The 14,593-nt window shown below is 41.5% G+C and carries 10 protein-coding genes; 6 read left to right on the forward strand and 4 right to left on the reverse strand.

Going from position 1 to position 14,593, the window contains the following annotated elements; all coding sequences use genetic code 11:
* Nucleotides 1-2: 2 nt before the first annotated feature.
* The 3 genes from J8M00_RS18270 to J8M00_RS18280 all read left to right on the forward strand — a co-directional run bounded on the left by J8M00_RS18270 (nucleotide 3) and on the right by J8M00_RS18280 (nucleotide 5,821).
* The gene (locus J8M00_RS18270) at nucleotides 3-1,181 is read left to right on the forward strand and encodes a DegT/DnrJ/EryC1/StrS family aminotransferase (RefSeq protein WP_211011956.1); all 1,179 of its coding nucleotides are present in this window, start codon (nucleotides 3-5) and stop codon (nucleotides 1,179-1,181) included.
* A gap of 360 nt (nucleotides 1,182-1,541) precedes the next feature.
* Nucleotides 1,542-3,491 (forward strand): polysaccharide biosynthesis protein, encoded by a 1,950-nt coding sequence (locus tag J8M00_RS18275; RefSeq protein ID WP_211011957.1) that lies wholly within the window; start codon nucleotides 1,542-1,544, stop codon nucleotides 3,489-3,491.
* Between the two features lie 203 nt (nucleotides 3,492-3,694).
* Nucleotides 3,695-5,821, forward strand: a complete 2,127-nt coding sequence (locus J8M00_RS18280) for a YjbH domain-containing protein (protein ID WP_211011958.1) — start codon at nucleotides 3,695-3,697, stop codon at nucleotides 5,819-5,821.
* Between the two features lie 1,082 nt (nucleotides 5,822-6,903).
* Here the strand turns inward: J8M00_RS18280 and J8M00_RS18285 are convergent.
* Both J8M00_RS18285 and J8M00_RS18290 read right to left on the reverse strand, forming a co-directional pair.
* On the reverse strand, nucleotides 6,904-8,832 hold the full coding sequence (locus J8M00_RS18285) for a hypothetical protein (RefSeq protein ID WP_211011959.1): 1,929 nt from the start codon (nucleotides 8,830-8,832) through the stop codon (nucleotides 6,904-6,906).
* Nucleotides 8,833-9,068: 236 nt separating this feature from the next.
* Nucleotides 9,069-9,725 (reverse strand): Crp/Fnr family transcriptional regulator, encoded by a 657-nt coding sequence (locus tag J8M00_RS18290; protein ID WP_211011960.1) that lies wholly within the window; start codon nucleotides 9,723-9,725, stop codon nucleotides 9,069-9,071.
* A gap of 315 nt (nucleotides 9,726-10,040) precedes the next feature.
* Between J8M00_RS18290 and J8M00_RS18295 the strand changes: the two genes are divergently transcribed.
* A complete protein-coding gene (locus J8M00_RS18295; RefSeq protein WP_023397384.1) occupies nucleotides 10,041-10,259 on the forward strand; it encodes a YgjV family protein in 219 nt (72 codons plus the stop codon).
* On the opposite strand, the gene J8M00_RS18300 is transcribed toward J8M00_RS18295, so the two are convergent.
* Both J8M00_RS18300 and J8M00_RS18305 read right to left on the reverse strand, forming a co-directional pair.
* Entirely contained in the window at nucleotides 10,256-11,899 is a 1,644-nt protein-coding gene (locus tag J8M00_RS18300) for an amidohydrolase (protein ID WP_284138393.1), read from the reverse strand. The two genes, J8M00_RS18295 and J8M00_RS18300, sit on opposite strands and share 4 nt — an antisense overlap.
* A gap of 130 nt (nucleotides 11,900-12,029) precedes the next feature.
* Nucleotides 12,030-12,239, reverse strand: coding sequence for a hypothetical protein (locus J8M00_RS18305; RefSeq protein ID WP_211011961.1), 210 nt, complete (start codon nucleotides 12,237-12,239; stop codon nucleotides 12,030-12,032).
* A 193-nt stretch (nucleotides 12,240-12,432) separates the two neighbouring features.
* On the opposite strand from J8M00_RS18305, the gene proB reads away from it, so the two are divergent.
* Together proB and J8M00_RS18315 are read left to right on the forward strand one after the other, a co-directional pair.
* Nucleotides 12,433-13,551, forward strand: a complete 1,119-nt coding sequence (gene proB, locus J8M00_RS18310; RefSeq protein ID WP_211011962.1) for a glutamate 5-kinase — start codon at nucleotides 12,433-12,435, stop codon at nucleotides 13,549-13,551.
* 48 nt (nucleotides 13,552-13,599) lie between these two features.
* On the forward strand, nucleotides 13,600-14,553 hold the full coding sequence (locus J8M00_RS18315; protein WP_211011963.1) for a GGDEF domain-containing protein: 954 nt from the start codon (nucleotides 13,600-13,602) through the stop codon (nucleotides 14,551-14,553).
* Nucleotides 14,554-14,593 lie beyond the last annotated feature (40 nt).

The raw sequence follows: 14,593 nt of genomic DNA on the forward strand, positions 1-14,593 counted from the left end.
TCATGTTAAATACTCCTTTTTCTCCTTGGCCTAGCTTTACCCAGCAAGAGGCTGATGCGGTCACTCGTGTTGTTTTATCTAATAAAGTTAATTATTGGACAGGAACTGAAGGCCGTGAATTTGAAAACGAATTTGCTACGTGGGCTGACAGTGAATATGCAGTTGCGTTGGGAAATGGCACGCTTGCATTAGATATTGCATTAAAGGCCCTTGATGTTGGAGCTGGTGATGAAGTCATCACCACACCTCGTACATTTTTAGCCTCTGCAAGCAGCATAGTAACAGCAGGCGCATCGCCTGTTTTTGCTGATGTTGATTTAAATAGTCAAGCGATTACCGCCGACTCAATCAAAGCCGTGCTAACGGCAAAAACAAAAGCGGTTATAGTGGTTCACTTGGCAGGTATGCCTGCAGAAATGGACGAAATAATGGCTCTAAGTAAAGAGCATGGCTTTTACGTAATAGAAGATTGTGCTCAAGCTCATGGCGCAAAGTATAAAGGGCGTTCAGTAGGCTCGATTGGACATATTGGCGCTTGGAGTTTTTGCCAAGATAAAATCATGACTACAGGTGGCGAAGGCGGCATGGTGACGACTAACTCAAAAGAGTTGTGGTCCAAAATGTGGAGTTACAAAGACCATGGTAAAAGCTTTGACGCGATATATAATCGTGAGCACCCACCTGGTTTTCGTTGGTTACATGAAAGTTTCGGCACAAACTGGCGCATGACAGAAATGCAGGCTGCAATCGGTCGTATTCAACTACAACGAATGGCTGAATGGAGCGGTAAGCGTCAATTGCATGGCCGTTTAATTGATGAAGCTGCAGGAAAGTTTGAGCTTATTCGTCTAGTCGATGTTCCCGACTATATTGAGCATGCTGAATATAAGCACTATGTGTTTATCAAACCTGATTTACTGGCTGATGGCTGGGATCGAGATCGCATTGTAAATGAAATTGTAGAGCGAGGTGTGCCTTGTTTTCAGGGTAGTTGCTCTGAAGTCTACTTGGAAAAGGCTTTTGATGGTACACCTTGGAGACCAAGTGAGCGGCTGAAGAATGCTGTAGAATTAGGTGAGACCTCAGTTATGTTTTTGGTTCACCCGACTTTAACAGAAGAAAACATGGCTAAAACGACTTCAGTTATCTCTGAAGTGTTTAATCTAGCTCAGAAGGCGTAATTTTATAGTGTTAAATAAGGTGAACGAATGAGTCACCTTATTTCATTCTATATTTAACTCCGCCCTTTTTGGATAAATTATGTTTTGGCAGGCGGAAATGCATGTCGTTAGCTATAATTTAACTAAATGTAACGACGTTTCCTTGCTTAGAAATTAGACTTTACTTTCGAGATACAAATACATGATTTCGACCTCAGCTTATAAAGCCTCTTTTTCTAATATTGACCCATAGAAACTACACGTTACTTTGTAATTTAATAATTCTGAAATGACAGGCGTTGAAAAGTTGTGTATATTTAAGGCCTGTAATTGAAGAATTACTTTGTACGCATAAAAATTTGTTAGCCTCAAGGATTTACAGTGGATAGTTGGTTCCGAACTCTTCTCACAGCATCTCGAAGAAAAAAACGCATACTTACACTTTTTATAGATTCAGCATTTATATTCAGCGCGTTCTGGCTAGCTCTAATTGTAAGACTCGATAGCTTTGACCCCTTTTTTGAGGTAACCAACTGGTTCTTATTAACACTGGTTTTACCTATTAGCTTGTTTACATTTGTTAATTTGGGCTTGTATCGGGCTGTGCTTCGGTATGTCGGTGCCCATGCGCTTGGTGCCATTGTTGCTGGAGCCATAATTAGCACTGTTGTATTGATGTTGGCCTCATTTTTCACCCACATTACCATACCTCGAACAATGCCAATTATTTATGCTTGGTTGTTGATCTTGGCTGTGGGTGGATCTCGCATCGTTGTTCGGGCCATGATGTTTCGCTTGGCGACAATTAATAAAACGCCAGTCGTTATATATGGTGCTGGCTCTGCGGGAAGGCAACTAGCGCCAGCGATAGCTGCGGGAGATGAGTATTTTGTTAGTGCTTTTATTGATGATGATAAATCAAAGCAGGGTGCGATATTACAAAATATCCCGGTTATAGCTTTTGAAGGTATATATAGTCTGCTTGAGCGTAAGAGGGTCAGAAAAATTCTTCTTGCGATGCCAAGTGAAAGCCGGGCTCGGCGCCGAGAGATTTTGGCACAACTTGAAAACTTGCCTGTTGAGGTTATGACTATCCCAGGTATGGCTGATGTTGTTGAGGGCCGTGCAACACTTGATGAAATTAAAGATGTTGAAATTGAAGACTTATTAGGTAGAGATCCAGTTACGCCTAAACAAGAGCTGATGGACGCTAATATTAAAGGGAAGTCAGTCATCGTAACAGGGGCTGGGGGCTCAATTGGTTCTGAATTGTGTCGACAAATTATAAAGTACGCCCCTTCGAAACTAATTTTATTTGAGTTAACCGAGTTTGCACTTTATTCAATTGAGAAAGAGCTAAGTGAGGTTATTAAATCAAATGGACTTGCGATAGAGCTAGTTCCAATTATGGGATCTGTTCAGCATGTCAATCGCTTAGAAACCTGCATGATTGCATTTGGTGTAAATACCGTATATCACGCAGCGGCTTATAAACATGTTCCTTTGGTTGAACACAATGTTGTCGAAGGTGTACGGAACAATGTGTTTGGTACTTATTACGCGGCGAAAGCGGCTATAAATGCAAAAGTAGAGACTTTTGTCCTAGTCAGTACAGATAAAGCTGTCCGCCCAACTAATGTTATGGGTACTACAAAGCGAATGGCCGAGTTATGCTTGCAAGGATTAGCTCAAAATAAAGAGAGTGGTAAGCATAATACGCGTTTTTGTATGGTACGTTTTGGGAACGTACTTGGCTCATCTGGTTCTGTCGTTCCTTTATTTCGTAGACAAATTAAGGAAGGTGGTCCAATTACTCTGACCCACCCAGATATTACTCGCTTTTTCATGACAATACCGGAAGCTGCACAGCTTGTTATTCAGGCAGGAGCAATGGGGAAAGGCGGAGATGTATTTGTGCTCGATATGGGAGAGTCTATAAAGATTATGGACTTAGCCACCAAAATGGTCCACCTCTCTGGTTTGGAGATCAAAAGTGAAACAAACCCCCATGGAGACATACAAATTCAATGCACAGGTTTAAGGCCTGGTGAAAAATTGTATGAGGAATTGCTGATTGGTGACAATGTTGAACAGACAAGCCATCCTCGTATCATGACTGCAAAAGAATCAATGTTGCCGTTAGCTGAATTAAATGTGTTCTTAGAATCTTTAGATATTGCTTGTCACAACTTTGAGCATGAAAAAATACGTCAACTTCTTTTAGATGCGCCCACAGGATTCAACCCTACAGATGGCATCTGCGATCTGGTTTGGAATGCAAAAAAAGAATCTGCCAACTTTGGTGATGGTAAAGTCGTAAGCTTTAAATAAACACAAAGTATTTTACAGACACAAGATAAGTCTTTGCCTACAAGTCATTTGTTGGCAAAGCATATGTTTTACGCTCGTTTAGTTGTTTGAAGTGATAAACTCGTTTTAAAGTAGTTATGGATATAACAACTTAACCTTTATCAAGTATTTGAATCTATTAAGAATCGAAAAACTTAAAAATAATAATCTGTCGGATCCTGAAAATGTCTAAATTTGTTCCTGTTTTATTGTCTGGTTTGACCATTGTTTCTGCACCGAGCTATTCAGAAAGTGAACTTGATACATATCGTTCCTTTACCGGCTTTACAGGATTAGTAAATACATCAAATGCTGAAGTGCTTGAAACTGGTTATTGGGATATTGGTTATAATAATATGCTCGATAACTACACTAAGAGTTATGTTGACGGCCATAACTTCGTATTTTCAGCCGGTTTATTTGAAGGATTGGAAGTTAGTGGTCTCATAGCATCTAGCACGATGCACGACAATACGTTTATACCACCTGCGGAGGGTGAAGAACTCCAAACGAGAGATTTATCATTCAATGCAAAGTATCAAATACCATTTATTCCTAAAGATTGGTTTAACCTGAGTGTAGGCAGTAAAGACATTGGCGGGGCTGCTAATAATTATGAAACTCACTTTGTGGTTGCTTCTAAAGAGTGGCGTAATTTTAGATTCTCGCTTGGTGCTTCTCGTAGTAAACATGAAACAGGAATGATGAATGGCGCGTTTGGCGGGATTGAATGGATGCCTTTGGATTGGCTTGCATTTCAGGTCGAGTATGATGCTGAGGCAATTAATAGTGCGGCAAGAGTTGTTATCCCTAAGGAATGGTTATTTGATTTAGGTGAGCTTTCATTGACGAGTCGATTTTACTCCAGTACTGACTTTACGGACGATGATATTTTCTGGGGAATAAACTTTAAAGCGCCGTTTTCTAAACTCGCTCAATCAAGCAAATCAAAAATTGAAGCTGCACCAAAGCCCATTGTTTCCTCAAGACCAGAGCAGAGAAACTTTAAACCTGTAGAAAAGGCTGCGACTGATACGCAAGCAGACCGCAATAGCCATGACAAAACAGCTAAAGCTAGTGGTCATGAACTCGAGAGAAAAGATTTAAATAAATTAGCGAGAGAGCTGAGAAACACGCTTATAGCAGATGGTTTTGAGTCTGTGAGAGTTGGTTTTAATTCACAACCAACGATTATCGTATCTCTTGAGAATGCAACTTTTAATAATAATGAAATAGACGCGTTAGGGTTAGCTATTGGCCGAGTGACAGAGGTATTTTCAGGCACCTCTGCGAAGTTTATTTTAGAACTGCAAAATCACGGTATTTCCATGATGGCGTTATCTGGCGATGTGGCCAGTTATGAGCGTTTTTTAAAGGATAATGTTGAGCCCAATATCAATGTGAAAATGGGCAGCAGAGCAAGTATTGCAGGAGTTACTTGGGTTGGTTTAGAAAATGCAAACCAGCGTTTTTTAAAGCCTAGGGTAACAATCAGCCCAGAGGTCAATTCTACGCATGCGACTGAGTTTGGCGTATTGGATTATTCTTTGGCTTTGAAAGCAGATGTTAACTTGCCTTTATGGAAAGGTGCAGGTTTTAACCTTACTGCGCAAACAGTCGTGTCTGAAAGCGATGATTTTAAAGAGAAAAAGATTTTTGATGATTTGTCAGAAGATAATGGGGTAAGAAGTGCTTTTCTTTACCAAACTTATCAGCTGCCATGGGGAATTTACAATCAAACGAAAGTCGGCTTCTTCAGAGAGTTTCATAAATATAAAGGTATTATCAATGAGACTGCATGGGTGAGCCCTAATGGTAGTCACAAATTCACAAATACATACGGTTACTTTGAATACCAAGATTTTAACTCTGATAGGGATTACCATACTTTAGACTATCAATATTATTGGGCTGAACGAGATCTGAGTTTTCATGTAACTGGTGGTAAATTTTGGCGTAAAGATAAAGGTGTAAAAGTTGAAACCAGGTTTTGGTTCGGCGATAGCTACGTAGCTGTGTATGGTGAAAATACAAATGCTAAAGTTGCCGGGGTAGCGATAAATATTCCATTATCAAAACGAAAAAATATGAATGTCACTAAGTATGGTCAAATTAAAGGCACTAGCTCTTGGCGCCATCAAATTGGTACGCGTATTGGCGATAGCCACAATAAATTAGTGTATCAGCAAGCGTATCAACCAAGATTGCCGGTGACTTTGAATAAGACCTTCTTTAATAAAGGGCGTAACTCAGTAGACTATGTTTATAGTAATCTGTCTAGATTACGAAATGCTTATTTGACATATAAATAGGCTATTGACCTCAACAGATAAGGATAGCCTCATGCGGTCGAAATGAGGCTATTTATATCGATATCAGTTCATCAACGCAGTTTTATACCTTTTAAGCAGTTCTGATAAATTCTCGATTGTCGAATTGTGGCGTTTCCAATTAGCTCTCAGAAGGCTTACCTCCCAGAGTATAAAACAGGTTTTTGTAATCATTAATGGCCCTGAACGCCCTCTTTGCTGTTAGGAATGCATCGAAAGCTAGAGTTTCTGATTTAGATCGATAAGCACCTAGTGGAATATCACAAAGCTACTTTTTTACTGCAATCTATCCACCGGAATTACAGCTTGGCGTTCTTACAAGTAAGCATCTATGGGTGGAGCTCTAAATGAACTATTAGCTCATCTTCCACTTTTTTGGGCAATATACCTGCTCAATTTTATGCTTTTATAACGGTCGGTAAGGCGGATATGCTCCAGTCTGTGTTACGGTCAACTTGCTTTTTCGCAGCGTAACATTGCCTCCCTATATTAATAGAAATTTCACTTACAAACATGAACAGTAATAGCAGCTAGCTGCTAGCTGCTAGCTGGTATATGTTAATTTACCCACAGAAAGCCCCTGTGCTTTCATTAAATGGAAGCTTCCACTTAATCCCTAACCGGGAGGAGCACACCGTACGAAAGTGTATAAATAAAGCCGGGAAGGGCAATGTTAGTTGTTTTTAATTTGAGTAGCTTTACATCTATAAGCTGGTTTCTGTTCAATGTGTAGTGAGGCAATGAGATTGTATTTAACCGCTTTTTAAAGAGAAAAGAGTGGGGGAATGGAGCTCGTTTGGTGTTCTATTGCATTTTCAAGCAAGCTGATATGGGGATTTACATAGCGTGAAGATTGATCCAATTTGAATTGGTAAAGGAGACTGTAAAACTAATTTGGTCCACCAATTGGAAGCATGAAATACTGTCGATATGTAATGAGAATAAATTAGTTGTGTAGTGAGGGTATGTGCATTGACCATCGCACCCCTAGGTCAGTATTTTGTCATCTAAAAATAAAAAAGCCGTGATATCTCACGGCTTTAAGTTCAGTTTACTTAATAAAATTAGTTACCACCAGTAGCACCGGTAGAAGTTGTAGTATCACACTCTGTTAGCATGTTTAGAGACAATGCATCAGTGCTGCCTGTAGCAGCTTGTGTTTCCCACGTATTAGTAAAGGTATTGAAGAATCTGAATGTATAATCAACACCTGAGTCCAAGTTGATATTGAACTCACTTCCGTAGAAGCTATCTTGTAGGTTATTTGCTAGAACTTCACCGCGATATAGCTGTACTGTTGTAGGGCTTAGTACAGGGTCAGCAGCTTGGTCTACAGCGTCATTGTTGCTACATACAGCAAATGTAGATACAGGCATAGTTACCACTTCTACATTATCAACAGGTGTTAGCTGTAGTGTTGCACCGTTTAGGTCACAAAGTGAACCATCATAAATTGAAGCTGTATTATCAACAGCAGGACCTGTGTCACCTTGAACACCGTCAAGTACGTTTACGTTGTTTTCTAGTACACGAACTTCTACGTCGAAGCTAGGTGGATTACGGAATGTTGCAGAGTTTAGCGCTGCACGGTTCCATGGCTGAGCGTCAAATCTGTAGCTGTTAGTTAACAGTTGTACAGAAGTAAAGCGTGAGCTTGGCTGGCCGTCACTATCAACAATGTTGAATGAAGAAACGTTACAACCACGCTGTGCGAAGAAGTCTAAGTTCCAGTAAGAAAGGTGGTCAACCTCAACTTCTACGTTGAAAGTTGGACCAGTTGGGTCTGTAGCATCTTCTGCTACTACACCAAAGCTTTCAAATGACCATTGACCATTCGACTCTTCATAACTCCAAACTGGGAAGATATGACCAGGTGCAATAGCAACTGGGTCATTTACAAGCGCTGATTCTTTACACACACCAGATGTAGTGTCGAAACCTCTTGCAGCTGCATCAGCTACGCTTTCACCATCCTGTTGCATGATTGGACAAGGAGTACGAGTTGACTTATCAACCTGCATTGCAACAGTGATTGATTTACCTTCACCGAATGTTTTTACTTTTTCGCCTTGCTCGTTCACAAGTTCAATAGCAACAAAACCACCAGTTGTGAAGTTACCTTCAACCGTTTCTGTGCCGCTTGAAACAGCTAGGTTTAAACCACCAGGGAACGCATCTAGTGAAGATGTCTGGTCTGCTGAAGCGTCATCTGAGCTTGCTTCAACAGCTGCTGCTTCGTTAGCGAAGTAAGCAACGGTTAGTGAAGGAGCTGACTGAAGTGCTTCGCCGTTTGCTTGAACGAACTCAGTGCCGTTAGGTAGAGTAACCGCAGCACCACCTGCTGCTTTAGCAGCTTGTGCGTCATCAACTTTTACAGGTAGAGTGATTGATGCTGCATCACCTAAATCTAGACCGCCTGTAGCGCTATACTCTACAGTCACGTCTGTATTTAATTCTGCAAGTGCTTTAGTTTCAGCAACTACAGGGATGTCTGCACTAGTAAAGTTACGTGCAGTTAAACGCACAACTTCAGTGATTGTCTCGCCAGAGCCAATAGTTACTTCAGCAGTATTTGAAAGGAAATTGTCTGACTGAACAGTAAATGCATAAGTTTTACTTTCGCCTGACGCAATCCCATCAACAGTATACGAGAATGAACCCGCAGTATTCGTGTTGTATGCGTCGTTTGCTGTTTCAGTCACAGTGATTGCTGTGCCCGAAGCAGTTTGTAAACCATCTACTGATGAATTGAATACAACTTCTACCGATGTACCTTCTGCTAATGGTGCACCAAGTGAATCAGTTACTGTGATAACGAAACCACCGTCAGACAGTTCTACCGCAGTTGGTGGAACCGCTACTGTTTGATCGCCGCCCGGATCTGGCGGAGTGATTGTAACATCGTTGTCATTGTCGCTGAAGCAGCCAGTTAAACCTACTGTTAACCCTAGTGCGAGGGCAAGTTTAGTTAGCTTCAAATTTTTATTTCCCATGATTTTTACCTTTTCCTTTAAATACAAGTAAACTGAGAGTTTTAACCAATTAAGTGCAGATGTAAGACAGCCTTGCCCTGCATACAAATTAGTGAATAAGAGAATAAGCGTACATTAAATGTTCGTCAAGTGAACAGGTCTAACTTTATCCAAAAATTCACGTTTAATAATAACACATTGATCTAGAATTGGGATCTGAACTGTGCAATGTTAATAAAATAATAATATACAGCTCATTACAGTCGAGAAAAAGCATCGACAAAATCGTTCAATGCATCCAAATCTATGGGCTTTAACCCCGAACTTGTCCGTTCTATCAGACCTTTTTCAACAAGTTCACTCACTACGCGCCGATATGCTCGTTCCGTTGTCGCAAAACGCTCTGCCTCTGCGCTCACTGTCGAGTATGCTCTAAGTAGTGTCGAATGTTTGTCTTCGGCTCTCAACAAACAGTCTTTAGCGATATTGTAACTTAAGGGCAATAGCAGCTTATCGAGGTTTATTTTTTGATTTTCAGTAAATTTAGCCGCAATTGTCTGCGCTGTGTAAAGGCTTAATTCCGGTTGCTCTAGTAGTAACTGGCGCCAGTGTTTTAACTCTATGAGGTTATACTGAACATCGCTTAAACATGTAACCGTGTAAATACATGGTTGGTTATTGAGCGCTTCAATTTCTCCAATAAGCGTGTTGTGGCAGTCCAATTGACCAAGTAACAGTCTTCTGCCATTGCCGACATCATAGCTAAATGAAACCGTACCACTTCTAACCAAGATCAATTTGCTCAGCGGCTCATCCTGATGGATCAAGATTTCTTTTTTACGATGCTGAAAACTATTGCCGGCAAAACTTAATAATTGTTCGACCAATGTAGTTGAAAAGTGATATTGGAACATCTGGTTAGCTCTCGGACAATTGTCCTATTTATTAAATTATTATAAAGATAGCATGAACTGAATTATTCAAGGCTATACGCGTTATATCTTTTTAAGACTTTATTCTTGCTTATCCTTAAATTAGTGAGTTTGAGACTCAGTGTTCCGTGCAAGAACTAAACTGTTCACAATGCGACTGATTAACTGAGCAATAGTGCAGAGAATCTAAGCGTAATTTGGGCTCTAGAAGCGCTATATGATCTGCTATTATCCTTAAAAAGTGACTTGAATATCGTTTTAATTGTCAATGCTAACCCAACTGAGAGGAGAGAACAAATGACTTGGGAATATTTAGGCTATCTGGCCTCAGTCTTTTTGGTGGTTTCTCTTATGATGACCAATGTTACTAAATTGCGTTGGTTTAATTTAGCAGGCTGTATCTGTTTTACTATATATGGCGCAATGATAAGTGCGTGGCCAGTGGTATTGACCAATGGTTTGCTTGCACTGGTCAATATTTATCACCTTTTTAAACTGGTCAGATCTAAGGACTAGTTACGTTTGTACTTGGGTTTGCCCGCAATCCAAGTTTGTTGCACTTGTATATTATGCAACTGTGCCTCTTCTACTTGGAAATAATCGCGATCAATTAGAATAAAGTCTGCCCATTTGCCATGCTCTAAGCTACCTATTTTGAACTCTTGAAAGGCCGCGTATGCAGCATCTAAAGTAAAAGCAGTGAGTGCTTGCTCTCTGCTCAACTTCTCAGTATTGCGCCATCCACCTTTTGGTTTTTGCGCTTTATCCATTCTTGTTATCGCTGCGTATAGGCCGTCAAATGGATTGGCCAATTCAACAGGGAAATCAGATCCAGCAGCGACCTTAATACCGTGTTTTAGAAACGTTTGCCATGCATAAGCACCAGTCAGTTGGGACTCTCTTAAGCGCTGTTGCGCCATATGCATATCTGAAGTTGCGTGAACAGGTTGCATTGATGGGATTATTTTCAAGCTTTTAAATCTAGGAATATCATCTGTATCGACAATTTGCGCATGCTCTACACGGTTGCGAAGTAACTTACCACCTGTTTCCTTGAACACAGTTTGATAGCTGTCTAAAACAATGCGATTAGCTCGATCGCCAATGGCATGGGTGTGTGCGCTAAAACCGTGCTTAACACTGAGGCGTATAAGTGCTTCGAGTGCAGGCTGCTGTTCGAGCATCAGTCCCCTGTGTCCAGGCCTATCTTTATAATCTTTCAAGAGGGCTGCACCTCTGCTGCCTAGTGCACCATCAGCATATATTTTGACACTGCGTATCGTGAGGTAGTCTGTTTGTTCTTTTACAATACCGGATTTGAGCATGTTTTTGAGATTGGGATCAGACGCGCTTAACATGGCGTAAACTCTTAGTGGCATAGACTGCTGAGCAGATCTGTTTTTATACAGACGCCAAGTTGCTTCATCAATTCCTGCATCATGCACGGAAGTGATCCCTAAACTGAGGAGGTGGCTAGCCGCTTTATCAAGCGCATTGTTCAGCTGGGTTGATGTTCGTTCAGGCACATGGTTCAAGATCAGTGGCTCTGCTTTGTCTATAAATAGGCCACTGGGGGCGCCATCGGCTAAACGCAAGATCTCACCTCCTTCTGGTGTTGTGACATCATTGGATATATTGGCTAATGCCATGGCTTTGGAGTTAACCCAAATAGCGTGACCATCGACACGAGTAAGTACCACGGGTCTGTCTGAAACGTATTTATCAAGATCTTGTGCTGTTGGGAACTGACTAGGGGTCCACTTTGTTTGGTCCCAGCCCCGTCCTATTATCCATCCAGTTGGGTTATTTTTGGCATATTGCTTTAGACGTTGGCCCACTTCAGACACAGATTTTGTATGTCTTAAGTCAAGTCTGGAGAGGTTTTCACCCAAGCCAATAACATGACCATGTGCGTCTATCAAGCCCGGCAACATAGTAAGCCCTTGACCGTCAATAACCGTTGATTGTGGGTATTGTTTTAGCGTGTCTGCATTGCCTGTTTTAACGACCTTACCATCTTTGATCACTAAAGTAGAAAACTGTGCAATTTCCCCGGAACGTGTCGGTGTATACCCTTTGACATTATGAACGACTGTAAAATGTGCATGGCTGACATAACTTGCCAAGCACAAACAGAGCAAAAATAATCTTTTCACGATATCGCCTTTTTGTTGTTATTTTTCCAAATAATATAAATGTATTATTTGTAAGTGTATATCAAGCTTTGGAATTTATTATTTTGGCATGCTTCAAGCCAATACCTTGATCTGGGACTAACGAGAGACGTTATTCGTCTTTATCTGCTTTAACTGCCAGTTTAATCGCAATGATCACAATCGCAAACATTAAAAATGGTAAGGCAGCAAGGCTGTACTCGGCCCAAGGAGTGTCTTGATAGCTTGGTTGTAATATAAAGTGCCCGCCTATACACAGCCCGATACTGATAAAAAGCAGTGGCAGCATGATCAATTCTTTTTTGTAGTTTGACTTTTTCATGTTTACCTCCAATTTTGAGTATACACACTTTGGTGGCTGTTAGGATTGACATCGATCAGAAGAACTCGGCTCAGTAAATATCAAGTCCCTCCACACCTTGAAATAATCTATATTTGTTTGCTTGCTTTGTATCCAATTAATGTAGCCCATGATATAAAAATAGCCATGTATTGGATTTGTGGAAGTAAAACAGATGGCTAGTCGCAAAGTGGTTGTGGTTAAGCTTGGAACTAGCGTGCTAACTGCTGGTGGAACATTGTTGAATAAGCCTCGCTTGGTCGAGCTGGCTAGTCAGTGTGTAGAGCTACGCTCTGCTGGTTGGCAAGTAATATTGGTGTCGAGTGGTGCCGTTGCTGCCGGGCGTGCAGCTTTGGGTAAGGAAGTAGGAAGTTCTATAGCTGAAAAGCAAATGCTGGCTGCCATTGGCCAAGGGCAGTTAATTCATTTATGGCAAAGTTTATTTTCAATCTATGACGTTTCGGTAGCACAGTTGTTATTGACCAGAGCTGATGTGGAGAACAGAGCCCGTTATCTCAATGCCAGAGATACGCTAAATCAGCTTCTGAGTCATGATGTTGTGCCAATTATAAATGAGAATGATGCGGTTGCGACGTCTGAGATAAAAGTAGGCGACAATGACAATTTATCCGCGATGGTCGCAATTTTAGCAAATGCCGATAGGTTACTGTTATTGACAGATCAGTCAGGTTTATTTACCGCCGATCCTAGGCAAAACCCAGACGCGCGTCTGATTGAAACAGTTGATGAAATTGATGAGGATATCATTGCTCTTGCGGGTGGTTCTGGTACGGCTTTAGGTACTGGTGGTATGGCAACCAAGTTGCAGGCGGCTCAAATTGCGCAAAGGGCTGGTATTGAAACGGTGATCGCAAAAGGGAGTGAGTCCAATGTGATCGTAAACATTCAATCGGGGCAGGCTAAAAGTACTAAGTTTATTCGTTTTGATGCGCCGTTGGATGGACGAAAAAAGTGGCTGCTATCGGGCCCGAGATGTAACGGTGCTCTGATCTGTGATGATGGCGCTGTCGACGCCGTAAGCACACAGGGAGCCAGCTTGCTAGCCAAAGGTATCACGGATGTAAGTGGACAATTCTCCAGAGGGGATTTAATCGAACTCAAAAGCTTACAAGGTAAAGTGATTGCCAAGGGGTTAGTGGCATTTGATCATCACGAGCTACAACAAATCAAAGGATTGCACAGTGCTCAAATCAGTGAGGTGCTCGGTTATCAAACTGCAAACGTGGTTATTCACAGAGACGACCTTGTCGTATTGGAGCACGTTGCAACCTAACTAAGAGGGGCTAAGCTATACAATGTGAGGGGATTGGGAGGCTTAAGTGTGGATATATCGCCATGCGGACATGATTTTGCGATTAGCTTACTGCAAATGCGCAGTGAAAATGATCTTTATAAACGTGTCCAACAAATCCTGACCGAACTGCTTCCCAATATTCCGATGGCAATGTATTTGGCGCCAAGTTTATCTGAGAAAGAACGTCTTAAGCTGCTGACGTTATCGTCAGCAGTTTCTCCCCCTGACCTAGAATATTTGCTTGCAAGAGCAGAAACCCTAAAGCACCAACATATATTGCGTGGAGAAAACCACCTGTGTATTGTGCTGAGGAATAACAAGGCTGTCATGGGGTTACTGTGGATTGGAGAGAAGCTGCCGACAGCGCGAAGTCACCTAATTGCACACTTGATAAACGTGTTTTATCACCAGTTAAATACCCTAGCATTGAGCCGTATTGATCCCCTCACTCAACTGCTCAACCGCCAGACCTTTGATGATAAAGTCATCGAAATCACAACTGGGGAGGGGTTTGTGATTGAGCGTGAGCAACAAGGTGTGCGAAAGTGGTATTTGGCACTGTTTGATATTGACCATTTTAAAATAGTCAATGACGATTTTGGTCATGTAATAGGTGATGAAGTTTTATTGCTAGTTGCACAGCAACTTAAGGATAACTTTCGAGCGGAAGACTTTGTCTTTCGATATGGGGGGGAAGAATTTGCAGTGCTATTCCAGTCACATGATAGAGCCGAAGCTAAGTCATTGCTCGATCGCGTTCGCAAGGTCATCGCTAATTTTAACTTTCCACAGGTACAGCGCTTGACGATTAGCATTGGTTATACTGTGTTGGAGGAGATAGCTCAGGTTTCAGAGCTGGTTCATGAAGCCGACTTAGCTTTGTACCATGCCAAGAAACATGGCCGAGATCAGGTGGTCGACTTTGAAGAGTTAGGCATAGCAGGTCAAGCTAAAGCGGACACTGATATCGAACTCTTTTAATCTGTTTTAACGATAATATTATCGTGCTTTTGAGAGTATA

This window comes from Pseudoalteromonas luteoviolacea (assembly GCF_018100925.1).
In the GTDB taxonomy this organism is placed as follows: Bacteria; Pseudomonadota; Gammaproteobacteria; order Enterobacterales; family Alteromonadaceae; genus Pseudoalteromonas; species Pseudoalteromonas obscura.